The 23,478-nt window shown below is 62.1% G+C and carries 23 protein-coding genes; 8 read left to right on the top strand and 15 right to left on the bottom strand.

Translation table 11 applies throughout. The features are described 5' to 3' along the window. Positions 1 to 140 precede the first annotated feature (140 nt). The 8 genes from uvrA to H585_RS0114345 all read right to left on the bottom strand — a co-directional run bounded on the left by uvrA (position 141) and on the right by H585_RS0114345 (position 7,767). A complete protein-coding gene (uvrA, locus tag H585_RS0114380; RefSeq protein WP_014258480.1) occupies positions 141 to 2,921 on the bottom strand; it encodes an excinuclease ABC subunit UvrA in 2,781 nt (926 codons plus the stop codon). Positions 2,922 to 3,127: 206 nt separating this feature from the next. Continuing rightward, on the bottom strand, positions 3,128 to 3,352 hold the full coding sequence (locus H585_RS0114375; protein ID WP_014258481.1) for a hypothetical protein: 225 nt from the start codon (positions 3,350 to 3,352) through the stop codon (positions 3,128 to 3,130). Positions 3,353 to 3,812: 460 nt separating this feature from the next. Further along, positions 3,813 to 4,436, bottom strand: a complete 624-nt coding sequence (locus H585_RS0114370) for a zinc ribbon domain-containing protein (protein WP_244432558.1) — start codon at positions 4,434 to 4,436, stop codon at positions 3,813 to 3,815. Positions 4,437 to 4,728: 292 nt separating this feature from the next. Continuing rightward, on the bottom strand, positions 4,729 to 5,343 hold the full coding sequence (locus H585_RS0114365) for a hypothetical protein (RefSeq protein WP_014258484.1): 615 nt from the start codon (positions 5,341 to 5,343) through the stop codon (positions 4,729 to 4,731). A 108-nt stretch (positions 5,344 to 5,451) separates the two neighbouring features. Continuing rightward, positions 5,452 to 6,063, bottom strand: a complete 612-nt coding sequence (gene wrbA / locus H585_RS0114360; protein ID WP_027368314.1) for an NAD(P)H:quinone oxidoreductase — start codon at positions 6,061 to 6,063, stop codon at positions 5,452 to 5,454. Between the two features lie 137 nt (positions 6,064 to 6,200). Then, on the bottom strand, positions 6,201 to 7,169 hold the full coding sequence (locus tag H585_RS0114355; protein ID WP_027368313.1) for an AMIN domain-containing protein: 969 nt from the start codon (positions 7,167 to 7,169) through the stop codon (positions 6,201 to 6,203). An 8-nt stretch (positions 7,170 to 7,177) separates the two neighbouring features. Further along, positions 7,178 to 7,402 (bottom strand): hypothetical protein, encoded by a 225-nt coding sequence (locus H585_RS0114350; protein ID WP_014258487.1) that lies wholly within the window; start codon positions 7,400 to 7,402, stop codon positions 7,178 to 7,180. Positions 7,403 to 7,506: 104 nt separating this feature from the next. Then, positions 7,507 to 7,767: a hypothetical protein gene (locus tag H585_RS0114345; protein ID WP_014258488.1), complete on the bottom strand. Its 261-nt coding sequence runs from the start codon at positions 7,765 to 7,767 to the stop codon at positions 7,507 to 7,509. 179 nt (positions 7,768 to 7,946) lie between these two features. Here H585_RS0114345 and H585_RS0114340 point away from each other — a divergent pair, with 179 nt between their 5' ends. Continuing rightward, positions 7,947 to 8,531, top strand: coding sequence for a hypothetical protein (locus H585_RS0114340; protein WP_027368312.1), 585 nt, complete (start codon positions 7,947 to 7,949; stop codon positions 8,529 to 8,531). A 99-nt stretch (positions 8,532 to 8,630) separates the two neighbouring features. On the opposite strand, the gene H585_RS21585 is transcribed toward H585_RS0114340, so the two are convergent. Both H585_RS21585 and msrA read right to left on the bottom strand, forming a co-directional pair. Continuing rightward, positions 8,631 to 8,930 (bottom strand): hypothetical protein, encoded by a 300-nt coding sequence (locus tag H585_RS21585; RefSeq protein ID WP_034628157.1) that lies wholly within the window; start codon positions 8,928 to 8,930, stop codon positions 8,631 to 8,633. A gap of 91 nt (positions 8,931 to 9,021) precedes the next feature. Next, positions 9,022 to 9,714 (bottom strand): peptide-methionine (S)-S-oxide reductase MsrA, encoded by a 693-nt coding sequence (gene msrA / locus H585_RS0114330; protein WP_014258491.1) that lies wholly within the window; start codon positions 9,712 to 9,714, stop codon positions 9,022 to 9,024. Between the two features lie 135 nt (positions 9,715 to 9,849). On the opposite strand from msrA, the gene H585_RS0114320 reads away from it, so the two are divergent. Next, positions 9,850 to 10,128, top strand: coding sequence for an Lrp/AsnC family transcriptional regulator (locus H585_RS0114320; RefSeq protein ID WP_005988157.1), 279 nt, complete (start codon positions 9,850 to 9,852; stop codon positions 10,126 to 10,128). A 351-nt stretch (positions 10,129 to 10,479) separates the two neighbouring features. Here the strand turns inward: H585_RS0114320 and H585_RS0114315 are convergent, their stop codons facing one another. Together H585_RS0114315 and H585_RS0114310 are read right to left on the bottom strand one after the other, a co-directional pair. Continuing rightward, positions 10,480 to 10,959 (bottom strand): hypothetical protein, encoded by a 480-nt coding sequence (locus H585_RS0114315; RefSeq protein ID WP_027368310.1) that lies wholly within the window; start codon positions 10,957 to 10,959, stop codon positions 10,480 to 10,482. 260 nt (positions 10,960 to 11,219) lie between these two features. Then, positions 11,220 to 13,313, bottom strand: coding sequence for a PAS domain-containing hybrid sensor histidine kinase/response regulator (locus tag H585_RS0114310; RefSeq protein WP_014258493.1), 2,094 nt, complete (start codon positions 13,311 to 13,313; stop codon positions 11,220 to 11,222). A 171-nt stretch (positions 13,314 to 13,484) separates the two neighbouring features. On the opposite strand from H585_RS0114310, the gene mnmM reads away from it, so the two are divergent. The 5 genes from mnmM to H585_RS0114285 all read left to right on the top strand — a co-directional run bounded on the left by mnmM (position 13,485) and on the right by H585_RS0114285 (position 19,253). After that, positions 13,485 to 14,105: a tRNA 5-(aminomethyl)-2-thiouridylate-methyltransferase MnmM gene (gene mnmM / locus H585_RS0114305; protein WP_027368309.1), complete on the top strand. Its 621-nt coding sequence runs from the start codon at positions 13,485 to 13,487 to the stop codon at positions 14,103 to 14,105. 7 nt (positions 14,106 to 14,112) lie between these two features. Then, positions 14,113 to 14,913 carry a M48 family metallopeptidase gene (locus tag H585_RS0114300; RefSeq protein WP_237707659.1) on the top strand — a complete coding sequence of 267 codons (801 nt, stop codon included), beginning with the start codon at positions 14,113 to 14,115 and terminating at the stop codon, positions 14,911 to 14,913. A 138-nt stretch (positions 14,914 to 15,051) separates the two neighbouring features. Next, complete coding sequence (locus H585_RS0114295; protein WP_027368308.1) at positions 15,052 to 15,606, top strand: hypothetical protein; 555 nt, start codon at positions 15,052 to 15,054, stop codon at positions 15,604 to 15,606. A gap of 267 nt (positions 15,607 to 15,873) precedes the next feature. Further along, a complete protein-coding gene (locus tag H585_RS0114290) occupies positions 15,874 to 19,008 on the top strand; it encodes a lectin like domain-containing protein (RefSeq protein WP_027368307.1) in 3,135 nt (1,044 codons plus the stop codon). Then, positions 19,005 to 19,253: a hypothetical protein gene (locus H585_RS0114285; RefSeq protein WP_027368306.1), complete on the top strand. Its 249-nt coding sequence runs from the start codon at positions 19,005 to 19,007 to the stop codon at positions 19,251 to 19,253. Before H585_RS0114290 ends, H585_RS0114285 begins: the two co-directional genes overlap by 4 nt. A gap of 378 nt (positions 19,254 to 19,631) precedes the next feature. On the opposite strand, the gene H585_RS0114280 is transcribed toward H585_RS0114285, so the two are convergent. From H585_RS0114280 to H585_RS0114270, 3 genes are all read right to left on the bottom strand, one after another. Continuing rightward, complete coding sequence (locus H585_RS0114280; protein WP_027368305.1) at positions 19,632 to 20,183, bottom strand: phage protein GemA/Gp16 family protein; 552 nt, start codon at positions 20,181 to 20,183, stop codon at positions 19,632 to 19,634. 137 nt (positions 20,184 to 20,320) lie between these two features. Beyond that, positions 20,321 to 20,992: a LexA family transcriptional regulator gene (locus tag H585_RS0114275; protein WP_014258500.1), complete on the bottom strand. Its 672-nt coding sequence runs from the start codon at positions 20,990 to 20,992 to the stop codon at positions 20,321 to 20,323. 312 nt (positions 20,993 to 21,304) lie between these two features. Continuing rightward, positions 21,305 to 22,015, bottom strand: a complete 711-nt coding sequence (locus tag H585_RS0114270) for an NAD(P)-binding domain-containing protein (protein WP_014258501.1) — start codon at positions 22,013 to 22,015, stop codon at positions 21,305 to 21,307. A gap of 693 nt (positions 22,016 to 22,708) precedes the next feature. Here H585_RS0114270 and H585_RS0114265 point away from each other — a divergent pair. Then, positions 22,709 to 23,476 carry an ATP-binding protein gene (locus H585_RS0114265; protein ID WP_027368304.1) on the top strand — a complete coding sequence of 256 codons (768 nt, stop codon included), beginning with the start codon at positions 22,709 to 22,711 and terminating at the stop codon, positions 23,474 to 23,476. Positions 23,477 to 23,478 lie beyond the last annotated feature (2 nt).

Genomic DNA, 23,478 nt, shown 5'->3' with positions numbered 1-23,478 from the left:
AACCGTTGAACTTCAGTGCTGAAAGCGGATGGAGAGAAGCACCGTCCAAATCCCTTCCACGGCCTAGGCAGTAATAAAAAGGCTCCGTTCCTCTTGGAACGGAGCCCCATTAAGAGCAGTGCGGACTTCCCGCCTTTTCTCTACTCCAAGAAACGCCCCGTAACCGAATCGGGATCGGCCTTGATATGCTCGGGCGTGCCCTGGCTGACGATACGCCCGCCGGCCTCGCCGCCGCCCGGCCCCAGGTCCACGACCCAGTCCGAGGCGCGGATGATGTCCACGTTGTGCTCGATGACGATGACCGACGCGCCCTTGTCCACCAACTGGTGCAGTACGTGGATGAGCTTGCCCACCTCGTGCATGTGCAGGCCCGTGGTGGGCTCGTCCAGGATGTACAGCGTGCCGGGCAGGCTGCGCTTGCCCAGCTCGCGGGAGATCTTGATGCGCTGGGCCTCGCCGCCCGAGAGTGTCGTGGCCGGCTGCCCCAGGCGGATGTACTCCAGGCCAACGTCCTCCAGCACCGACAGCCTGCGGTCCAGTGCCGGATAATGTTTGAACAGCTCGCGGGCCTGGCGCACGGTCAGGTCCAGGACATCGGAGATGTTCAGGTCCTTGTAGCGTACGTCCAGGGTCTCGCGGTTGTAGCGCTTGCCCTTGCAAACGTCGCAGGTCACGTACACGTCGGGCAGGAAGTGCATCTCGACCTTGATGACGCCGTCGCCCTGGCAGGCTTCGCAGCGGCCGCCGCGCACGTTGAAGGAGAAGCGGCCTGGCTTATAGCCGCGCGCCTTGGACTCTTTGGTCTCGACGAAGATGTTGCGCACCTCGTCGAAGATCTTGGTGTACGTGGCCGGATTGGAACGCGGAGTACGGCCGATGGGCGACTGGTCGATGCTCACGATGCGTTCGATGCGCTCCGCTCCTTCAATGCCCCTGATCTGGCCCGGCTCTTCCACGCGGATGCCCTGGGACAGGGCCAAGTGCTTGTACAGCGAATCCACCACCAGCGAACTCTTGCCCGAACCCGAAGGGCCGGTGACGCAGACCAGGCAGCCCAGGGGGAAGGCGCAGTCGATGTCCTTCAGGTTGTTTGTGGTCACGCCCGAAAGAGACAGATGGCCCTGGGGCTCGCGGCGCGTGTCCGGTATCTCGTTCTTCATCTCCCCGCGCAGATACTTAGCGGTCAGGGTCTGCGCGCCGTTCATGAGCCCGGAGGACGGGCCGGCGAAGACCAGCTCGCCGCCCAGCAGGCCCGAGCCAGGCCCAAGCTCCAGCACATGGTCGGCCTCGCGGATGGTCGCTTCGTCGTGCTCGACCACGAGCACGGTGTTGCCCCGGCCCTGAAGCTTGCGCAACGTCGACAGCAACCGCTCGTTGTCGCGCGGGTGCAGGCCGATGGATGGCTCGTCAAGCACGTAGGTCACGCCCACCAGGCCCGAGCCGAGCTGGCCGGCCAGGCGGATGCGCTGAGCCTCGCCGCCCGAGAGCGTGGCCATGTTGCGCGCCAGGCTGATGTAATCAAGGCCCACGTTGACCAGGAAGCCAAGCCGGTGGGTCAGCTCCTTCATGAGCGGCTCGGCGATGACCCGCTCATGTCCCTTGAACTCGCGTTCCTGCAGCCAATCCAGAGCGCGCGAGATGGGCAGCGAGGTGAACTGGAAGATGTTTTTGTCGTCCACGCGCACGGCCAGGGCTTCGTCCTTGAGCCGCGCGCCGTGGCAGACCGGGCAGGGCGCGGACTGGCGGAAGCGCGACAATTCGTCGCGCCAGATGCGGTTGATGGACTCGCCCATTTCCAATAGCGGCACCACGCCCCGCCAGCCCAGCTCCTTATCGCCGTGGAACAGGTGCTGCCAGGCTTCGGGCGGGAACTTGCCAATGGGCATGGCCATATCGAAGCCCCACTTGCGGCCCAAACGCTCCAGATCCTCCCGGTGTCGGGCCATGACCTTGGAGTTCTTCCAAGGCAGCAGCGCGCCGTCGGCCAGGGACAAACCCTTGTTGGGCGCCAGCAGGTTCGGCTCGAAATACTCCACACTGCCGATGCCCAGGCAGCGCTGGCAGGCGCCCTGGGGCGAGTTGAAGGAGAACAGCTGCGGCGAGAGCTTGGGCAGGCTGATCTTGCATGTTGGGCACACGGACTGGGTGGAGAAGATGCGCTCCTCCATGTCGCCGGGCCCCATGGTCGCCACGTACAGCCGCTCGCCGCCGTAGCGCAGAGCCAGCTCCACGGAATCGGCCAGCCGCTTGCGCATGTCCGGCTTGGAAACCAGGCGGTCCAGCACCAGGTCGATGGTGTGCTTCTTGTTTTTTTCCAGCTCGGGCACCTCGTCGATGCCCAGCACCTCGCCCTTCTTGCCTCCCAGGCGCACGCGCACGAATCCCGCGCGCTTGAGCTTGGCCAGCAGCTCCTTGTGCGTGCCCTTCTGGTGCTCCACCAGCGGGGCCATGAGCATGAAACGAGTGCCCTCGGGCAGGGCGGATATCTCCTCCACGATCTGGTCGCTGGCCTGGGCCGCGATGGGCTTGCCGCACTGGGGGCAGTAAAATGTGCCCAGGCGGGCGAAGAACACGCGCAGGAAGTCGTAGATCTCGGTCACCGTGCCCACGGTGGAACGCGGGTTGCGCGAGGTGGTCTGCTGCTCCAGGGAGATGGCCGGAGACAGACCCTCGATCTTGTCCACGTCTGGCTTGTCGAGCTGGGGCAGGAACTGACGGGCGTAGGCCGAGAGGGACTCCACGTAGCGGCGCTGGCCCTCGGCGTAGACGATGTCGAAGGCCAGGGTGGACTTGCCGGAGCCGGACGGTCCACAGACCACCACCAGTTCGCCGCGGGGGATATCCACGGTCAGGTTCTTGAGATTGTGCTGCCTTGCGCCTTCAATATGGATGGAATCCTTGAGAATGGAATCCTTGTTCACTGTCGCCTCACGGGCGCGGCGAACCGCGCGGAAGCGCCGGGCGCTCGGGCAGACCCGGGCGATCGCGGCGTGGTTGTCGGAAATTCGTTTTGACAGCTAGCGAGGATAAGACTTAGCGCCGGAAAGGCAAGCCTCGAAAAATTCGGCCGAACGGCGGGCGGAGAGTCGCCGTTCGGCCGGAAGGCGGAGGACGAGGCGAGGAGAAGTTATATCCAGGTGATGTCCGCGCCGTTGAGCGGCTCCTGCCCGCTGATCGACGTGCCGTTTGCCGCCTGCGGCTCGGCCGCGCGATCCTCGCCGGCAGGAACTTGGGCGATCCGACTCCGCGCCAGCCGCTCTCTCGCGCTTGGCGCAGCCAGCAAGTCATCGCAGCGCTCCCAACCCTTGATATGGCCCGTACATCCCCGGTCATTGCAGAAATAGAGATACATGCTCACCCTTCCATGCTTTGGTTCACGCAGTAAGCCAACGCACCCAACCCTGACCATAGCCATAACACGTTACAGGAATAATGCACGGAAAAAATTCATGTGAACTACTTACTCCAAACCGGGTGAATCAAGCGACTGCCCTTGAACGCAATCACCAGCCTCATAAAAAGATGCACATGCCAGTCTGAATTCATCCTGTACGACCTATCAAATGCGTCATGCATGCAGATGCACGTATTCCATCCCTGCCATACCGGGAGGAGCACAATGCTAAACCACTGCACAGGTGAGCTGAAGCGTCACCCCATCGCAACCAAAAAGCCGCCCACGAAAGCGAGGGCAACCGTTGGCGGCCAGGAAGTCGAAACCCCAGACTAGATCATTGGCCGCATGCCGCTGGCATCGACTGCGAAAGCAAGGGAAATGAAACTGTCCGGCGAAGAGCCGGGTTGGATGGCGGCTACGAACGTCCGTGCCGTTTGAGGCCGTTGATGGCGTGCTGCAGATTGATGTTCTGGAAGAGTATGGTCCATAAGGCAGTGATGGCCACATGCCTACCTTGGGCTGCAACGTGGTCCTTGATCATGCGCCGCAGCCGCAGAGCCTGATGGGCGAGCATGAGCCAAGCCGACAAATCCAGGAAGGTCGAAAAGTCGTCCAGCAGGTCCGTCACGGGCAGGCCGGCCACAACCAGGGCGCTCCCTTCGCCCATAACGATCAAGGTCAGGGCGCAGCCGAGCGAGGCTATGGTGAAGACGAGGCTTGCCGTCAGCAGGCCGGGATTGAGCCGGCGCTCCGAGCGCAGCCGCTGGAAAGCCCCAAGTCGGCGCAGGAACCAGACAGAGCCGTAAATGCCCAGGGTGATGATATTGTAGACGAGCACCAGGAACCAATGCAGTTCCGGCACATCGGCCAGCGGCCCTTCCAAGGCCGGCATGCCGCCCTGGCCGGACTCGTTCGAAAAGATAAACTCGTCCAAAAGCCCCAGGGCCGCGCCGCACTGAAAGCAGTAATTAGAGCCTTCGGGGCTCAGGGCTCGGCAACGCGGGCAGATCACATATTCCTCCAGGTTGCGCGGGCGCAAGTCTCGCCCCTACAGCCGGATGCTCGCAAGGACAGGCCATACCTGCCGTAGCGGTCTGGCGGCCCGGATACTCCATGGACGGCACGAGCTACAAATGCCGCCGCCAGGAACAGGAACGCCTTTCCCTGCCCTACTTGCGCCGCCGCTCCTGATCAACGCCCCCCTCCGGTCCGCGCCGGCATCGCCCGCATTGGAGCGATTCGCACATGCATTGCGCGGAAGCAGGGTCGCATCCGCCCCTGGAGAGTGAGCTTGGAGAGAGCAAAGCCCTTCCAGGTGCCTATGCACTATACTAAATACGCAGGCTCAATCCCGTGTAAGCCTGTACCTGGCTGTTCACGCTGGCCAGGCTCATGGCCAGGCTGCCGCCGAAGAAGTCCTCGGTATTGTCCGAGAACCAGGTGCTCATCATGTCCGACTGGATGCGGCGGCGCATGTCGGCGGGAGATATCTTGGCATCGGCCGTTTCGGTGAGCTTGGTGAGCTGCAAAAGATCCGCATACTCCTGAGTCAGCTCCGGGTTGGATTCGAAGAAGCGCTCCACCTTGGCCTTGTCCGGGTGGTTCGCGGCGGTCACCTTCCCGGAATTGGCATCGTAGCTCAAGTTCAGGTCAGTGGACAGGTCCACGCCCATGGCCTCCAGGCCTTCGCGCACTTTTTTCTGGAACTCTTCAAGCCGTTCCTCGCGGTAGTCCTTTATGTCGTCGAAGGTCAGCTTGTCGCCCTGCCTGGGCACATCCGCCAGCAGCTCTTCCACCTGACGGCGGATTTTGCCGCCCGAGGTCTCGCGGGAGGTCCCATTTTGCCGGGTCTGGCCCGCGTCAGCCGACGCGGTCGATTCCGCCGATCCCCCGCTAAGCCAGCTGGCAAGCGAACCCAAGCCGTATCCGATATTTTGTATGGCCATGACCGTTGCTCCTTTTTTCCGACTTGGCTTCCTAGTGCAACGTCCATGCCCTATTAGACAATGCAGAAAGAGATCACGCAGGATTTTCGACAATCCACGGAACGAGCATCACCCCGCCAGCTTCTTAGCTATCCCCGCCACATACTTGCCCTGGAACCGCGCGCCGTCCAGCTCGTTCTCGCTGGGCATGCGGCTGCCGTCCGGTCCGGCGATGGTCGATGCGCCATAGGGCGAGCATCCGGTGATCTCGTCGATGCGCGACTGGCCCTGGAAGGTGTACGGCAGGCCAACGTAGATCATGCCCTGGTGCAGCAGCGGCGGGATGGACATGAGAATGGTCGATTCTTGGCCGCCGTGCTGGGTGTTGGAGCTGGTCATGATGCTGGCGACCTTGCCCCCCAACGCGTTCTTGACCCACAACTTGCCCGTGGCGTCCCAGAACACGCGCATTTGGGCGGCCATGTTGCCGAAGCGCGTAGGCACGCAGAAGATGATAGCGTCGTAGTCCGGCAACTCGTCCACCGTGGCCACGGGCACATGCTCCCACTGTTTGCGGGCCTCCAGAGCACCCATCTTGGCCAGGATCTCGTCGGACAGGTTTTCGGGCACGCGGCGCAGGATGGCCTCGCAGCCTTCCACTTGGCGCACGCCTTCGGCCGCGGCTTGAGCCATGATGTAATTGTGGCCGTAGGTCGTATAGAAGAGAATCAGCGCTTTCATGAAGCCTCCGGCATGGTTGAAGAAAAACAGCGCCTTGCCGCTGTTATCGCGACAAAGGCACGTGTTTCTTCAACACTAGCAGGAGATGAGTGAATTGGACAAGGCTTGAGGACTTGCGCCCCGCCTCCCGGAATAGCCTACTCGCCCCAGAAGTAGATGACGGAAATGCCGTCGGGGGTGGTATGCACCAGGGGCGGACGCGCCTCGCCCTGGACGTAGTCGAAAACGATGCGCAGGAAGTCCGGGTGCTCGCCAACGCGGATGGAGCCAACGCCGTTGAAACGCACGCGATGATCGGTGGGGCCGTCATAGCGCCAGCGGCCAGGGATATCGACGATGCGGCGCGGTGGATTGTCGAGCAGGAAAGTCTTGTATGCGCCACGGCGGCCGATGTCGGCGCCCAGAATGAAGGCCACCTGGCCCTGTTTGAAGCTCAGGTCGGCCGGGTGCCGCCGGGAGTCCAACCAGAATGGCCGCAACGTGCGGGGCCTGATGGTTTGGGCGGATTGGCCGGATTTGCCGACCTTGGCGCTCTTTGCGGACTTAGCAGACTTGGCAGACTTGGCAGACTTGGCCTTTTGTTCGCCTTCAGTTGACAGATTCGACAGCTTGCCCTCGCGAATGGGCACGATCTCCAAGGGCTTGCCCGCCGGCTGGGCCTGTACGCCCTGAAAGCTCTGGACAGTCGCGGAAGGCTGCCCCGCGTTCTTCTCCACTTTCATTGGCGGCGGCAAATCGTCTTCCGGCAAGGGAACAGGCGCGGCTACGGCAGCAGGTTCCTCGGCCAGGGGCTGGTCCTGCGCAACGGCAGGTGTCTCCGCCCCGCCCGCCGTTCCACCCGGTTGGTCCGGGATAGGGACCACCGGCTCTGCCGGGGCCGTTGGCTCGGGCAAATTCTGACTGGGAGCGGGCGGCTCCCCGTCTTCCTTGACTGCGGCAGGTTGAGCGGAAGTCGACGGGGGGGGCACGGGTTGCTCGGACTCCGGAGCTGAGAGCTTGAAGCGCTTCTCGCCTCCGTCTTGGGCAAAGGCAGGCATGCCGACCAACGCCACACTTACGAGCAGCGAGGCAATCCATACGATGCGCCCGAAGTTCCTGATGCTCATTCTTTCCTCTAAGCCTGCTCGTCCACGATGCGCTGGGTAAGGCGTTCAAGAAGGGCCAGTTCCCTGCGCATGGCTTCGCTTGGCAATCCGGTCCTATCCACGCGCGGCTGATGCGCGGGAGCAAACGCGTGCAGGGTCGCGCCCCAAACAGGCGTCCTTGATCTTGTAAAGCGAATCAGCCGTTCAATCAGCTCACGACGCTGCTCGGCCGTGATGCCCTGCGACTGGCTCATGTCTTCCGTCCATGGTGTCTGGTTGAACATGCCTGCGCCCCGTGGGGCTTGGCATGCCGCCTTTTATTGCGCGTCTCTCCGGCCGCGTCAAATCCAAATAACAGCTAGCGAGCAATGGTCTTTCGCCAGACCTCTTTGAGTTTCCCCACAGTTCGTCCCGCACCTTGACGCAGTTCATCCAAGGCGCTCCCCGGCCTGGACAGCTCCCTTACGCGCGCCTCCATCTCGCGCAACCTGGACCGCAAGGCCTCGACTTCCGCCTCTGACTCCCGTCCCTTGGCATCGCTCAAAAGTTTTCCGATGCGCGTCTTGAATTCATTCGCCTGCTCCAATAGCCGCCTGCGGCACGATTCCCACTCGGACATGCACCAACTCCCGGTAATTTTAATGGTATCCTTACATTCAAATGCTTGAATCTTGTCAATAACCAGGCATATAGTCATGCTCATGATCCCAGCTAATCTTGTCCACTGCGGACCCTGATGCTATCATGATCATTAACCGCTGTAACCAATAGCACTTGAACACTCACCCGGATACGACAATGGATGGCATCCTGCGCTTTAATCGCGGCAACAACGTCTACAACTTCATGGTCTTCACCGTGGAGGAGATGCGCCGCATTATCGCCCATCGCAAGGCGCATGACCAGGACTACAAATTCCTATACGACAGAGGCGTTCTTGAGGCTATATTGGGCCATCCCGTGACCTTCTGGGTTCCCGACGGATTCACGGCCTATGAGGAAGGCATGCGCATGCTCATGCGTGTGGATGAAGAGGAAAAGGAAGTGCCCCTGTCCGAGGTGAACCTGGAATTCGCGGACCAGCAGCCCGCGCCATCCGATCCCGGCGTGAGCATGCTCGAACCCATGGTTACGGCGGTCATGGGCTGTCATGGCGGAGAAATCATCGAGTATGCGTGGAACGGCCTGCAAGCCCCCTTGGACCCGGCCCGCATTACCTTGCGCATCAAGACCCAGGAGCATGGTCGCGACATGCTCCTTGTAATCGACGAAGTACTGTACGATGGCGCACCGGCCACCAAGATCATCCGTTCCGACAGTTGTCCGGAATGGCTGTGGGAGCCTGCTTTCTTTTACGACGAGGAATTGGATCTGGACATCTGAGCCATGTCCGAGTCAGCGGCGCGGCCTCACGCGGGGGCACGCCAGCTTGCCCGCCGCTTCAAGGTTTTTTCGAGGAACTGAAAACCGTCTCGGCGCGACCTAGCGCCGCATACCCAGCTCCTTGGCCGCCATGAGCGTCAAATGGTCCAGCCAGAGGTCGTACTGCTCTCTGCTGCGGATATTCAACTCCATGTGCGCGGCAAGCGAGTAGGCGTCGGGGACGTACCTGTAACCCTGCTCCTTGAAAAAGCTCCGGTAGCGGTCCACCTCGGCAAGCTTTTCGCGCGACCAAAACAGGCCGACGAATTCCCGACCGGTCATGGCCCAGGCTCCATGAGCACTGAATAACGTCGCAGCCACAAGCAACGCGACTGTCAGCATGCGAATACGCGTTTTCATGATTATCCCTACTCCCGCATGCTGCATAGCAAATCTTGCAATGACAGGGAAGCCCTGCATGCATGTGGCGCAATTCAACAGTCGCCGGACCTCAGCGCCAGAGTCCTCCGCTGCGCTCCACGACCCTTCTGAGATACCGTTCCCCGCGCGGAGACAGACCCAGCAGAGTCAGATCGCGCGCAAGCCGTTCCGGCCCGCCATAGCCGCCCAGGTAGCCATTGACCCGTGCCGCGGCGGGCGAGTCGGCGAAGGCCCGTTGGCCCATCTGGGCCGGATAAATGGCCGTAAAGTCGAGCATGACTTCCGTGGCCCCACGCAGATAGTACTTTTGATGATAATCCTCGGCGCGGTAGAACTCTTCCAGCCGCTCCACCCGCGTGTACACCCCGCCCCGACGCGCATTCCACTCGCGCAGGCTCTCCTCGGCCAGTCGCCGTTCCTCCTCGTCAACCCAGAAGATGACCGAGGCGTATTGCCGGGACCAGGCCGGCCGCGAGGGTTCGTGCCCCTCCCAGAACAGCCGCAGCAGTTCGGCATAATCGATGGTCTGCGGATCGTACTCGATCTGCAGCGTCTCGCTATGATCGCCGATGCGCCTGTAGGTTGGGTCCGGAGTGCTGCCGCCGGCGTAGCCCACACGCGTGCGCCAGATTCCCTCGATGCTCCCGAACCGGGAGTCCGGCCCCCAAAATCAGCCCATGGCGAAGGTAGCGATCTTGAGTCCCGCAGGGATCATGCGGTCCAGAGGCGGAATATCCGGCGTCCACACCCCGGCTTCGGCCATTGTGCTTTGTTTCATGTTCATGGCCCAAACCTCCTTGCCTCCATGCTAGCCACCCCAGCGAAACAGGCAAGCCCCAATCGCCGCTGCCTGGACCGAAAAACGACTTTGAGCTATTATCCCGGCGGAGGTAAAGCCATGGTGAACGCAATCGTGCTCATGACCGTCAAGCCTGACCTGATCAACGAGATCGCCACGCAGCTCGTGGAGATACCGGGCGTCAGCGAAGTCTACTCCGTGGGAGGCCGTTTCGACCTGGTGGCCATCCTGCGCGTACCGCACAACGAAGCTCTGGCGGAAATCGTCACGGGCAGGTTCCTCAAGATAGAAGGCATCACCGACTCGGAGACGCTCATCGCCTTCAAGGCCTATTCCAAGCATGATCTGGAGCGGCTGTTTTCGATAGGCATGGAATAGCAGCCCACCGAAATGCGGGTTAGAGCATTTTGCTTTTGAAAATGCTCTGTAAGCCATGCGTCGGCATGGCTTGCCGCCGCGTAGGCGTAGGCGCAATTCACTTGCGCCGTCAACGCCGGAGCGGGCGTCTTAAAAGCAATCTGTTCTATGTAGATCAGTAAGGCTGCGTGAGGTACGGAAGGCAAGGCCTGGGTGAGCGATGTCCGAGCTTGGCTCGAATAATGCGCAGTTGAGAATTACAGAAGACCCTTCTCAAGATTCAAATTAAATTCCGGCTACTTGCCGCAGAAAAGGGACGACCGTCGCAAAGGCGGTCGCCCCTTTTAAACGCGGGTCAAGATACATGCGCGCTTACAGGGTGCAGCGCAGAACTTTGGGGCCTTCCTCGAACAAAATAACCATCTTGTCGGGGCGCGTGGTCTTGGTGACGATGCCGAAGCCGAACTTGGAATGATCCACAAGATCACCCTCGGCGAAGCAAGCGCCCATGCTATAGGGTTTGGCCGTGGATACGTCGCGCTTGGCCATCTGCTCCTCCCAGTCGCGGCGTCCGCGGGCCGCTTTGCCCGAGGACGAAGTAGCCTTGGCCGGGGAGCGCGGAGTGGACACTCGGGTGGTGGACACGCCCGAAGCGGTTTTGGTGCGGCGCACGGTGCCAGGGCTATCGGTCTTGGCTTGGCGGGTGGTGGGCTTGTACTTGTGCGTGGAGCCGCAGACCATGCACTGGACCTTGACCACCTCGCCGTTCACGAGCGCTACCACCGCGTGCCTTAAGGCATCCCCACACTTGCCACAGTGCGCCTCAACGAAATCTCCTGCCTGGTGAGTCACGTGTCCTGTCGCTCCGTCTGATTGGTGTTGAAAAAAAGGAGCACCACAAGTCGCATGCCGTCTTGTGGCGCCCGGTGAGATAAACTTAAGCGTTTACCGGTCTGGAGGCAAGAGGCCTGCCGGGAAAAGGGCTTTAGAGCATTTTGCTTTTGAAAATGCTCTGCAAGCCATGCGTCGGCATGGCTTGCCGCTAGCTTCGGCGTAGGCGCAATTCACTTGCGCCGTCAACGCCGGAGCGGGCGTCTTAAAAGCAAGCTGCTCTAGGCTGATCGGGCCGGCAGGAGGAAAGCCTCGGGCCGAGCGTGGGCCAGCTTCTCGCGCAGCACGCGGCTGAACTCGGCGATGTCCACGGGCTTGGTCACGTAGCCGTCCATGCCTGCGCTCATGATGCGCTCCTGGTCTTCCTTCATGGCGTAGGCGGTCAGGGCGATGATGGGGATATCGCAAAGCGGCGGAGCCATGGCGCGGATGCGCCGGGTGGTCTCCATGCCGTCCATCTCGGGCATCTGCACGTCCATGAGCACGCAGTCGAAGCAGTCTCGGGCCAGCACTTCCAGCACTTCGCAGCCTGTTGGCGCGATGCGCACGTCGTGACCGGCGTCCTGCAGCAAAGCCTGGATGAATATTTGGTTGATGGGGTTGTCCTCGGCCACGAGGATGCGCAGGGGCGGCAAGTGGGACAAGGCCGTGGCGTCGGGACGGCAAACACTCTGGCGGGACGAGCCGTTCGCACAGGTCAGGGCGGCAGTGAAGGTGAAGGTGCTGCCAAGGCCCTTCTCGCTCTCCAGGCTGATGTCGCCGCCAAGCATGCCGGCCAGGCGTTTGGAGATGGCCAGGCCAAGGCCGGTGCCCGCGCAGTTCTTGCTCATGTGATCGCGGAGCTGCTCGAACATGCCGAACAGGCTGCGCTGCTTGTGTCTGGGGATGCCGATGCCCGTATCGCTCACTGTGAAACGCAGGCGGCATTGATCACCGCATTTATCCGCCAGGTCGGTCGTGAGTGTCACGCCGCCTTTGACCGTGAACTTGACGGCATTGGACAGAAGATTGCGCAGGATCTGCTTGAGCTTTTCCAGGTCGCCGTGCATTCGCTCGGGGATGGCCGGGTCCAGGCGCACATCGAAGCTCAGACCACTTTTCTCGGCCTGAATGCGGAAGGGCTCGGCCAAGGTCAGCATCTCTTCACGGAACTCGAACTCCTCGGGCTCCAGATCGACTTTCCCGGCTTCAATTTTTGACAAGTCCAGTATGTCGTTGAGGATGCCAAGCAGGCTCATGGCTGAATTCTCGATAAGCTCCAGGTAGGACTGGTTGCTGTCGCCGGCCACGCGGGCCATGAGCAGTTCGGTCATGCCAAGGATGCCGCCAAGCGGCGTGCGGATTTCGTGGCTCATGCTGGCCAAAAATTCGCTCTTGGCCCGGCTGGCCATCTCGGCCTCCTCCTTGGCCTTGCGCAGCATCTGCTCCTGCTGGCGAATGCGTGTCACATCGCGGGCGATGCACAGCACGGTGCGAATGGAGCCTTCGGCGTCGCGCTCCGGCGCAATGCGGATCTGGAAAATCTTGCGCCGTCCGTTCAGGCGGATGGGCAGCTCGACCGAGTCTTCCTTGCCCGTGCGCAAAACCCGCTCGATGACCTTCTCGGCCTCCTGCATGTCCTCATCGGAGCTTTTGATGACCTCCTGGAAACGTTTGCCGATGATCTGCACAGGCGCCAATCCCGACAGGGCTTCCGAAGCTGGGTTAAGATAGAGGAAGCGGTGGCCGTGATCCAGGCGTGCGATGACGTCGGGGTTGTTCTCCACCAAGGCCTTGAACTCCTGGTGACGCTTGTGGAGGATCTTCTCGGCCTCCTTTAGCTCCGGGATCTCACGCCAGGAGCACACGCCGCCCAGTACTTCGCGATTCAGGCCCAAAATCGGCGCGGCGTTGCACAGAATGGGGATATGCGCGCCGTCGGGCCGCACCAGTATCATTTCGCAGTTGCGGATGACCTCCCGCTCCATGACGGCCCGATACAGGGGGAATTCGCTCAACTCCAGCCCCTGGGTTTCGTCGGCGTCGAGCATGTTCCACGGCCCCAGCAGGTCGGCCAGGCTCAGGCCGATGAGGTCGCTTCCGCCGCCCAGCATCTCCCGGCCGTAGCGGCTGATGCTGAGTACCGGCAGCCTGGACGGGCCACCCGAAACGATGACTCCCTCGGGAATGGATTCCAGGATGGAATCGAGAATGACCTGGCTGGCCTCTTGCCAATGGCGAGAAGCGCCGTCGAAGGGGTAGCGCAGCCGCTCAAGCTGCTTGCGCAGCTCGGGGATCTCCAGCAGTAGTTGCTCTTTCGTACGTATGTCGTCCAAGATCTACACCCCATTGCATTATTTCTAACCCTTACTGGTATAATCCATTAGCTAAACGTTTGAAACAGCGCCAGACTTTTTTCAATTTCAGTGGGATGAAACATGGACAGGCTGATCGAGGCGTCGTAGGCATTGCCGCGAACATACTCAAGCCGGTCGAGAGACAACGCCGTGACATACCTCCCAGACTTCCTAGACTTCTCCGCGTCCATCCTGCATCAGGCATTGCGCCCCGGCGATCTGGCCGTGGACGCCACGCTCGGCAACGGCCGTGACGCCGTGCTGCTGGCCGAGAGCGTGGGGCAGGCAGGCAAAGTTTTTTGCTTCGACATCCAGGAGGTGGCCATCCACCGGGCGCGCGAGCGCCTGGCCGCGGCCGGGTTGCTCGAACGCGTGCAGATCTTCCGGGCGGGCCACGAACGTCTGACCGAGCATTTGCCGCCCGAGTCCCAAGGGCGTGTGCGCGCGGCCACATTCAACCTGGGTTTTCTGCCGGGCAGCGACCGCCGCATAATCACCAGGCCTGAAACCACCCTTGCCGCGCTCGCGGTTCTCCTGCCGTTCATGGCTCCTGGCGGAATCGTATCCATCGCCGTGTACACCGGCCATCCCGGCGGCCAAGCCGAAGGCGAGGCAATCGCCGCTTGGTGCGGGTCCCTGGCCCCGACCATCTGGCGGGTCGCACGCTACGAGCAGGTCAACAAGCCCGTAAACCGTGAAGTGCTTTATCTGCTGGAACGCCTTGGCGAAAAGCAGGCAAGCGCAAAATGCCTGCCGCAAACCCTTGCCTGAGAGGGCTGTGGCGCGCTATGCAATGGACATGAACCCGAGCTTTGCTTTCCCGCGCACACTGGTAATGATTCTGGCCTTGGCCGCGACGCTGGCCGCGATCCTGGCAGCCTGCGCCGAGGCTCCCTACACCGGCCGCCAGCAGCTCATGCTGGTGGGCGACGACCAGGCCAGCGAAATGGGCAACCAGGCCGCCCAGGAAGTGCTGACCAAGGAGCCTGTCGTCACCGGCACGCCCCAGGCGCAGATGGTCCAGCGCGTGGGCCAGCGCATCGCTGCCGTGACCGAGAGCCAGTACAAATGGCAGTTCCACCTGGTAGGCAAGGACGTGCCCAACGCCTTCGCCCTGCCCGGCGGCCACGTGTTCGTCTATGAGGGACTGTTCAAGTACGCGCGCACCGAGCCCCAGCTTGCCGCGGTTATCGGTCACGAGATCGCCCACGTGCTGGCCAGGCACGGCTCGGAACGCATGAGCGTCGCCGCGGCCACCCAGCTCGGCACCGGCATTGCCGGATCAACCTTGGGCCTGTCGCCCACGGTCATGGAAGCTTTCGGCATCGCGGCCAACTATGGCGTGGTCATGCCCTACTCGCGCACTCAGGAGAGCGAGTCCGATCGTATCGGCATCATTCTCATGGCCAAGGCCGGCTACCCGCCCGAGGCCTCCATCGAGCTGTGGCAGAACATGATGCAGGCCCCCGGCGACAAGCCGCCTGCCTTCCTGTCCACGCACCCCTCGGACCAGCAGCGCATCGCGAACATTCGCAAGCATCTGGCCGAAGCCCAGAAGTACTACCAGCCGGCGCGCTAGCTGCCCACTTGCCGCTGCCGTGGACGAGCCAACGCTCTGCCGTCCCGGCGATGCACCATCAGCTTCATGCGACAGCTTATGGTTGTCTAAGCAATTCCTATACGATAGGGTCCTCCGATTCCATTGGAGGACCTTCTCATGTACGAGCAGCGCTTCGCAATCCATGCCTACATGCGCATGGTGCCGTTTCCGCGTGTCGTAACGGCCCTGCACGAATTCTATCGCGCCGTGGAACTGGTGCAGTCCGCGCGCAGCCAGCTTGACACCCCTGAGTACGAATTCCTCCAGCGCCAGGCTATCGGCGAGTTGGGCAGTCGCCTGTTTCCTCTCTTCTCCGTATCGCTGCTTGCCGAGTATAACGAGAATGCCCCCAAGAGCCTTGAGCGTAGCGAGCGTTTCCCCGGAGTCCTGCGCGGCTTCCCCATGGACCGGCTGGTGGACGAGGTGCACGCCCTGTACGCCACGCTCAAGCCAGTACTCGACACGCACGGGCTCGGCCTTGGCGACCTGTACGAAGGCAAGACCGTCAAGGCCGGCTTCTTCTCCATAAACCAGGGGCTGCTGCCCGAAAAACTCTTCTGGCTGCGCTCCTTCGGCCTTAGCGCCTACCGGCTCCTGTCCGCCTGCGTGGACGACTGCTTCCGCCGTGGAGAAGAAGACGCTTGCCCCTGGCTTGGCCTGATCCGGAATTGAATTTCGAACATCCTGCGGCGCGCCTCTGTTGCCGAGGATTGATCTCCTCCATGCACCTCACGTCACGCCAATCGTGATGTAGTCACACCTTGCGGCTGGCCTGCCCGGCCGCACCATCCCGCTTATGCGTCTTCCGATGCCGCGCATGTCCGCGCCTGTTCGCGCATAGCTCCATCGGTACAGGCCGTGCAGTATGCATCCTTGCCTGCCGGGCCCATTCTGCCCCGCGGGAGCGTCCCACGCCCCCCAAACGCAAGGAATCGCTTCATGAATGCTTTTTTCGCTATAGTCGCGGCCCTGCTCATCCTGCTGGCCCAACCCTTCCAGGCCCAGGCCCTGGAGCCCGAAAAGGAACCACCCAACCCGGAATTTGCGCACATCATGGAGCGCATACGAAACGGCGACCTGGAACCAGGCCTCGTCCCTCTTCCAGTGACCATCAAGCAGAAGCCCATGACCCCCATGGGGCTGCAGATCCTGCGCGCCAACCTGCCCGCCAGCTTCGACCTGCGCAATACCGGCCGGATCACGGCCATCCGCGACCAAGGCAGTTGCGGGGCCTGCTGGTCCTTCGCCACCATGGCCAGCATCGAATCCGCGCTCATGCCAGGAGAATCCCTGGATTTTTCCGAGGACAACCTCAAGAACAACCACGGATTCGACCTGGGACCCTGCGCAGGCGGCAACCACATGATGTCCACGGCCTACCTGGCACGCGGCGCTGGCCCCGTATTGGAGAGCGACGACCCTTACGAAACCGGCAGCACGACCTCGCAGACCATCGCGGCGCGCAAGTGGCTCAGGAACATGGCCTACCTGCCCGCGCGTACCGGATCGTTGGACAACGAGTTCCTCAAGCAGGCGGTCATGGATCACGGCGGCGTCTACACGAGCCACTACACGAGCACCTCGACGAGCCATTACAAGTCGTCCACGGCAGCGCACTACTATTCCGGCACGACCCCGGCCAACCACGCCGTGGTCATCGTGGGCTGGGACGACAATTACCCGGCCGCCAACTTCCCCAGCCCTCCCCCGGGCAACGGCGCGTTCATCATCAAGAACAGCTGGGGCACGAGCTTTGGTGAAAAAGGCTACTTCTACGTCTCCTACTACGACAGCAAGCTCGGTTACGACGGCTCGGCCTACAGCTTCGGCTTCGGCCAGGCCGGCGCGTACTCGCAGATATATCAATATGACACCCTGGGCTGGACATCGACCTACGGCAGCGGATCAAGCCCGTCCTACGGCAACGTGTTTCCCGTCCAGGGCAGCACGGAGCAGGATATCTTCGCCGTGAGCACCTATGCCGCGGCTCCAGCCACCAGCTACACCATCCGCGTGTACAAGAATCCGGCTTCGGGCAGTCCGGTGAACGCTTCCGGCCCAGTGGCCGAAGTCAGCGGCACCTCCGCCGAGTCGGGCTACTTCACCGTGGACCTGCCCACGCCCGTGCGCGTGTCCCCAGGCGAGAAGTTCTCCGTGGTCGTCAAAGTCAGCACGACCTCCGGCACCACATACCTGGTGCCCGTGGAAGCGGCCCAGAGCAACTATTCCTCCAAGGCCACGTCCGCCAGCGGACGCAGCTACATGAGCGGCAACGGCACGTCCTGGACCGACATGGGCCAAAACGGCCGGGACGTGTGCGTCAAGGCCTTTGCCCGCGCTGCGGGCAGCGCCCCGGCCGATCCTGATTCGGATGGCGACGGGCTGGACGACGCCTGGGAGCGCCAGTACTTCGGCGACCTGGCCCAGACCGGGGCCGGCGACTATGAACAGGACGGCCTGAGCAACCTGAAGGAATACGAACTCGGCACCAACCCGGCCAAGGCCGATACCGACGGCGACGGCATGCCCGATGGCTGGGAAGTCACCTACAGCCTCAATCCCAAGAGCAACGATGCCGCCGCCGACTCCGATGGCGACGGCCTGACCAATCTTCAGGAGTATTCCGGAGGAACGAATCCGAACCAGGACGACGGAGACTCGGGCGGTGACGATTCGGGTGGCGACGATTCCGGCGGAGATGATTCCGGTGGTGACGATACCCCGGATGACGGGGGCAATACGCCCAAGCCCACGGCCAACGCGGGGCAGGACGTGCTCGTCCGTGAGAGCGGCGCGGTGCGCCTCTCCGGCGCGGCCGGAGGAGTTACCGGCGCAAGCCTGGCCTGGGCCCAGACCGCCGGCCCCAGTGTGAGCCTATCTAGCACCACGTCGGCCCAGCCGACCTTCACGGCCCCGCAGGTCGGTCCAAACGGAGCACTGCTTACGTTCCGCCTGACGGTCAGCGCCGGCGGCCAAAGCGTTTCGGATACCTGCCTTGTGCGGATCATGGACAATGACACGCCCCAGGCTTCGGCTGGCCAGGACCAGCACGTACAGACCGGCGCGAGCGTTACGCTGAACGGCTCGCACTCGCGCCATCCTCAAAATGGGGCCATGACCTATGCCTGGGAGCAGATCGGCACCCCGGCGGTGCAACTCGACAACCCCAACGCGGCCACGGTTTCGTTCACGGCTCCGGCGACTCCGGCGGCGCTGACCTTCAAGCTCACGGTGAGCACGTCTGGCAGCGCGCATGCCACCACCGACATCTGCCGCGTTTTCGTGGGCATGGACGGCACGCCGCCCCTGGCCGAGGCCGGTCCGGTGCGCACCGCGCAGCCCGGCGGCAACGTGACCCTGGACGGCTCGGCCAGCGCGGCCCAGGCCAGCGGCTCCATCGCCTACTACGCTTGGACCCAGGTCGCCGGCACGGCCGTGGATCTCATGGATGCGGATACGGACAAGCCTTACTTCACGGCCCCGAATTCAAGCGCCTGGGGCGAAAGCCTGGCCTTCGAGATCACCGTGACCGACGCAAACGGCCTGTCCAGCAGCGACCAGGTCGTGGTCAACGTCCTGGGCAGCCTCAACCAGACCGCGCCCAAGGCAAGGGCCGGAGCCGATGTGGTCATCGACGGCCTGAGCGAATACCGACCCGACGCCGCTGCTTCCAGCGACGACCAGACCGAAAACCTGGCTTACGAGTGGCTGCAGATCGCGGGCAGCCCAGTCGCCATAGCTGATCCGGCCTCGGCCGCACCTGTCATCGATCTTGCCGATGCCCAAGGCGACCAGGACCCGGTCTTTCGGCTGCGCGTGCGCGACAAGGCCGGTCTCATCGGCGAGGACGAGCTGCGCCTCGTCCTTGGCGAGCCCGATGCGGCCATGGACGATGGCCAGGACAAGGATGGTCTGGACAATCCGGACGGCGATGGCGGACAATCCTCTGGTGGTGGCGGTGGCGGCTGCGTCATGACCTCGGGCGCCGGTTTGGGCCTGGAGTGGGTCCTGCTGGCCGCCGCGGCCCTGGCATGGCGCATGCGCCGCATGACAATCAAGGGAGGCCGATCATGAAGCGTCTGCTTGCCAGCCTGACCTGCTGCGTGCTGCTGGCGGTGTCCGTGTGGGGATGCGCTGCCTGTGGGCCGGATAAACCGGACTCGGACGCGCCGCGCGAGGCTCCCGTGAACCCCGCCTTCGAGGAATGGCGGAAGCAACAGGAGCAGAAAAAAGCCAAGCCCGACGTACAGGAATCCGAGCCACCCGCCGGCTACGTCCCGCCTCCGGTGCCAACGCCAGCACGGGATCAAGATACATAACAAGCTCAGGCAAAGACCTGGAAGGCGGCCACAGCCCTTTTCCGGATAAGCAATTAGAGTATTTTGCTTTTGAAAATGCTCTGCAAGCCATGCGTCGGCATGGCTTGCAGAGCATAAGCGGCGGCGCAATTCACTTGCGCCGTCAACGCCGAAGCGGGCGTCTTAAAAGCAATCTCTTAAAAGGAATCTGCTGTAGCTGACACGAGAACCCTGTCAGGTAACAACCTGGCGGGGTTTGCTTATGCGCAAGCTGCCCCATGGCAATTCGCCAACGAACTTCGAGGGTCCAGGGGCGCGTCCGCCCCTGGTAGGTGGGGCCTGGGGAGGAGCGAGCCGCTCTGGCAGGCAATGCCCTTCCCGGTTCTTCTGCAATTTGTCTTAACTCTTGTCCCGGGCCTTGCGCTGCGGTCTGCGTCTTGTTCCGGATTCGCTTCCTTCACCGCCAGCGCCTTCCGCCGGTTCGTCGGGCCTTTGGGGGGGCTTGGGCTCCCCTTTGGCCGCCGGATCAATGCCTTGGCGCACGCAGCGGCCCCAGAGGTCGCGGGCCAGAAGGTTGAGCTTGGTCGGGTCATGCAGGTGAGCCAGGGACGAAGACCGGACCTTGGCGCGCATGTAGCGTTGCAGCACGCCGGGCCGCCAGCCCAAACGCCGGGCCAGGGCCAGAATGTAGCGTTTCTGGCGGGCGTAGGGGTCGCTGTCCGCAATCTCCAGATAACCGGGTCTGTCCGACAGGTCTTGAGGTCCGCGCCAGCCTCGGTGCAGGAAATGCTCGACGAGATCCCCAAGCTGCCCTTCCGAAAGCTGCGCGGCGGATTCAATGCCAAACATCTCGCGCAGCGTGGCCCGGTATTCCTCCTCGGTCAGCCCCAGATCCTTCCTGGCGATGTGCACCTTGGCCAGCAAGCCTCGGCGATAATCCCGGCTGTCCATGGCGTACCTCCTCGGCGGGCGGAGCCCTTTCCAATTCGGCATACACGCATGGCCGGCGCGCGGCACGCACGAAAAAAGGCGAAATGGCCTGTCCGGACCATCCCGCCTTCAATGCGCGCAACCATTCCGATTGGCGTCTATAAATCCTGCATGACCCAAACCACGCGGCCCACGCAGCGTTGCTCCTTGAGGGCCTGGGTGAGGGTCGTCTCGGAGAAGCGCGGGTCCATGCTCGCCAGCCTGTAGGAGGCGCTATGCATGTCGTGAAAGACGCGCTTAATGATCAGCCCCTCGCGCGGGACATGGAAGGCGTATATCTCGCCATCCACTATGTTGCGGCGCATGGTGTCGATGCCCACGAAAGCGCCCTTGAGGATGATCGGGGCCATGTCCACGCTGTCCACCTGCATCACATGCACCGAAGGGCGGTGGAACATGGCCGGGATCTCCATATGGAAGGTCCACTCGGGCTGCCATTGGCCGTTTTCGTCCTCACGGCCCAACATGCTTGACACGCCTACCAGGCGAGATGATGAGGGCTGGCCTGCGCCGGCTTCATCTTCAAGCCCCTTGGACGGAGACGCGCCAGGCTTGAGGTAAACTGGGCTTGCACCCTCCAGTAACCAATCCGGGTTGAGCCCGTAGGTCCTGAAAAGCTTCATGAGCCAATCGGCAGGCACGGAGCCTCGACGCTTGGCATCTGAAATGCTGGATTGGCGGATGCCGAGCACCTTACCAAGCTCCACTTGGGTTTTGACGCCGGTGGCCTTGCGCACACGCTCTAGAAACAAATCAAACGATGATACCATATGAATCGCTCTTCCTATGAGTCTCATGGGGGGGATGAAAAAGAGAAGTCATGATAAGAGCTAATCCAATACAAAGCAAGAGTCATTGCCCACAAGGCCAACCGGAAGAATTCTAGAGGAAGCCCGATAGGGAATCTGGTTCGATCATATACTAGTTACTTAATTTTGTGCTGGCATGGAATATTAGGACATCATTTTTCCGACAACAACTGAGTCAACCACTCCTGTATCACTAAGCTGTTAAGAGTATTATCATTCCACAGTGGAAATTCCAGTCCGAAGTGGTTTGCCGCATAGCTTGCGAAGCCAGTCTTAGTCAGGCCTGCTAGTAACACTGGGCGCAGCCATGGCGGCAAGTCCCTCCAGAGGCAGGTCAGCACATGGCTGCCCCTTGCAGTAGCGCTGCGTGAACAAAAGGAACTCGGAAAAACCCAGGTCGACCTTATATGGCGAGGCCTCTATGCACTCTCGGGCATCGTGGTAGGCCATGCGCAAGAGGTGCTCGGTACGCTCGTGCAGGCTGCGCACGAAATGCCCTGCCCCTGGCCCGCCGCAATGGCAGACGCCCCCCCGGAAAGCCAGACTTTCGAATAGGGGACGCAGGAACTCGAAGGCGGCAAAGTCACCACCCACTGCAAAGGAAAGACGGTAGCCCTCCTTGAAAACTCCCGCATCGAGCAGGAATGCCCCCCTGCGCTCAAGGCGTTTGGCCCTGCACAGATCGTCCTCGTAAAAGGTATTACCACTATCCACGAGCGTGTCGTCCTTGGCCAAGGAGCCTTCCAGCTTGTCCAAAGCCGCATCGAATTCGCGGGCAGGCGTCGTGGCGAACCAGAGCACACGGGGCCGCGATAGTTTGGCCGGCACGCTTTCCAGGGATGCTCGTTCGATCCTTCCATGATGGGCCAACCTCTCCAGGGCCTCGTCGTCCAGAGCGCAGGCGAGCACGCGATGGCCTGCCTTGAGCAGCCTGCGCGCGAGATCCTCGCTCTCCAAGCCGCCGGTCATGACCGCAACATGCATGGGTCTCTCCTTATGCATTAATTCCCCGCGCCGATCAGCGCGAAAGCATACATCATGAGCAACTTGCATGCCCGCTCTCCGATATGGGTAATCAGACCCGTATTCGTTGCATTGTCTCGATCCCCAAAAAATTGAGTGTCCTTGCAACCGTGTCCGTATCTCACTCGAGTGCACACGAACGTGTGCAGTGCACATGTTCGTGTGCACTCGGCAATGCGAGATCAGCGCCACGATGCGACCGCAGCTTACGAGCAAGCCGGGATCCTTATCCGGCAGCCAGTTCCAGTTTTGGAGAAAAGAAGGTACATGTAGTTTCAAATATACAGCAAAGGCATATGCATGCGTGCCCTTCGCCAGCGCGGATTCCGCCGAGCCCTCCCCACGTGCGCCCTCCGGCCCGCCGAGGCTCGCCCTGGATCTGCGTCGACCAAAGGCTGCCTCAACGGTCCCACAAGGCCACAGGCTGCCTATACCAGACGTGCGCACCCGCACCGGGCAGCACCGTCCGCATCTTGCGCACAGGCTTTGGGCATCCGCCACCAGCCAGTCCGGGCCGGGCGGTATTCCGGGGGATATTGTCGGCGCGGGGCCCTGCGCTGGCCCGCCTTCGCGCTTCAGCGCTCACGGGTATACCGAGCCGTGTCCATGGGCATGTCCTGCGGAGTTGATGACCGAGGATCTCCCGGCACTCGCATGAGCACGTCGACATGGCCGCAACCCGCTTCGCGCGAACTCCCACGGGCTGCGTTCGACGATCCGCCCGATGACGCTGGGTCGTTTGGCTTGACCAGTTTGGCGGCCGGCTTGGCCCACGACATCCGCAACCCGCTGACATCCATCAAGGCCTTCGTTTCGGTGCTGCGAGCAAGAAAGGACCAGCCCGACTTTCTGGAGCGCTTCGAGCGCAACGTGGGTCAAGGCATTGCGCGCATCGAAGCCCTGCTGGACGACTTGGCGGGGCTGGCCGGACCGGCCGACCCCGCCGGATTGGACGATCCAGCCGGAGAGAGCCTGGCCGCCGTGGCCCTGCCCGATTTGCTCTCCTGCTGCTTTGATGAACTGGGCGAGGAACTGGCGGTGCGGGGCATCGTCCATAACCTGTCGGCCGAAGAGGATCTGCCGTCTGCACGCGGCCATGCAGCCGGACTGCGCAAAGCATTCGTGTCGCTTCTGCGTTTCTCAAGCCAGGCCACGGGCCCCGGAGGAACGCTCACCGTACGTGTGGCACGTGGCGACGCAGGCACTCTGGACACATGCATCGGTGACAACGGCCCCGGCATCGCGGCCGAGCATCTGCCGTACGTCTTCGAGCCTTATTTTTCCATGGGCAAGGGGCGAGGCGTGGGTCTGAGCCTGGCCCTGGCCCGCAAGATCATACGCGAGAATAACGGCCGCATCGAAGTCGCCAATAGCCCCGGCCAGGGCATCACAATCCGCGTGCGCCTGCCAGCCGAACCGTAAAC

This window comes from Desulfocurvibacter africanus subsp. africanus DSM 2603, assembly GCF_000422545.1.
GTDB lineage: Bacteria > Desulfobacterota > Desulfovibrionia > Desulfovibrionales > Desulfovibrionaceae > Desulfocurvibacter > Desulfocurvibacter africanus.
Note: the sequence above shows the minus strand (reverse complement) of the source record. Positions and strands in the feature narration are given on the sequence as shown.

What these genes read in the sequence shown, in the direction of transcription:
- H585_RS0114375 (WP_014258481.1), bottom strand. Translation starts at nt 3,352, where the DNA reads ATGTATCTCTATTTCTGCAATGACCGGGGATGTACGGGCCATATCAAG.
- H585_RS0114365 (WP_014258484.1), bottom strand. Translation starts at nt 5,343, where the DNA reads ATGGCCATACAAAATATCGGATACGGCTTGGGTTCGCTTGCCAGCTGG.
- wrbA (WP_027368314.1), bottom strand. Translation starts at nt 6,063, where the DNA reads ATGAAAGCGCTGATTCTCTTCTATACGACCTACGGCCACAATTACATC.
- H585_RS0114355 (WP_027368313.1), bottom strand. Translation starts at nt 7,169, where the DNA reads ATGAGCATCAGGAACTTCGGGCGCATCGTATGGATTGCCTCGCTGCTC.
- H585_RS0114350 (WP_014258487.1), bottom strand. Translation starts at nt 7,402, where the DNA reads ATGAGCCAGTCGCAGGGCATCACGGCCGAGCAGCGTCGTGAGCTGATT.
- H585_RS0114345 (WP_014258488.1), bottom strand. Translation starts at nt 7,767, where the DNA reads ATGTCCGAGTGGGAATCGTGCCGCAGGCGGCTATTGGAGCAGGCGAAT.
- H585_RS0114340 (WP_027368312.1), top strand. Translation starts at nt 7,947, where the DNA reads ATGGATGGCATCCTGCGCTTTAATCGCGGCAACAACGTCTACAACTTC.
- H585_RS21585 (WP_034628157.1), bottom strand. Translation starts at nt 8,930, where the DNA reads ATGAAAACGCGTATTCGCATGCTGACAGTCGCGTTGCTTGTGGCTGCG.
- H585_RS0114320 (WP_005988157.1), top strand. Translation starts at nt 9,850, where the DNA reads ATGGTGAACGCAATCGTGCTCATGACCGTCAAGCCTGACCTGATCAAC.
- H585_RS0114295 (WP_027368308.1), top strand. Translation starts at nt 15,052, where the DNA reads ATGTACGAGCAGCGCTTCGCAATCCATGCCTACATGCGCATGGTGCCG.
- H585_RS0114290 (WP_027368307.1), top strand. Translation starts at nt 15,874, where the DNA reads ATGAATGCTTTTTTCGCTATAGTCGCGGCCCTGCTCATCCTGCTGGCC.
- H585_RS0114285 (WP_027368306.1), top strand. Translation starts at nt 19,005, where the DNA reads ATGAAGCGTCTGCTTGCCAGCCTGACCTGCTGCGTGCTGCTGGCGGTG.
- H585_RS0114280 (WP_027368305.1), bottom strand. Translation starts at nt 20,183, where the DNA reads ATGGACAGCCGGGATTATCGCCGAGGCTTGCTGGCCAAGGTGCACATC.
- H585_RS0114275 (WP_014258500.1), bottom strand. Translation starts at nt 20,992, where the DNA reads ATGGTATCATCGTTTGATTTGTTTCTAGAGCGTGTGCGCAAGGCCACC.
- H585_RS0114270 (WP_014258501.1), bottom strand. Translation starts at nt 22,015, where the DNA reads ATGCATGTTGCGGTCATGACCGGCGGCTTGGAGAGCGAGGATCTCGCG.
- H585_RS0114265 (WP_027368304.1), top strand. Translation starts at nt 22,709, where the DNA reads ATGAGCACGTCGACATGGCCGCAACCCGCTTCGCGCGAACTCCCACGG.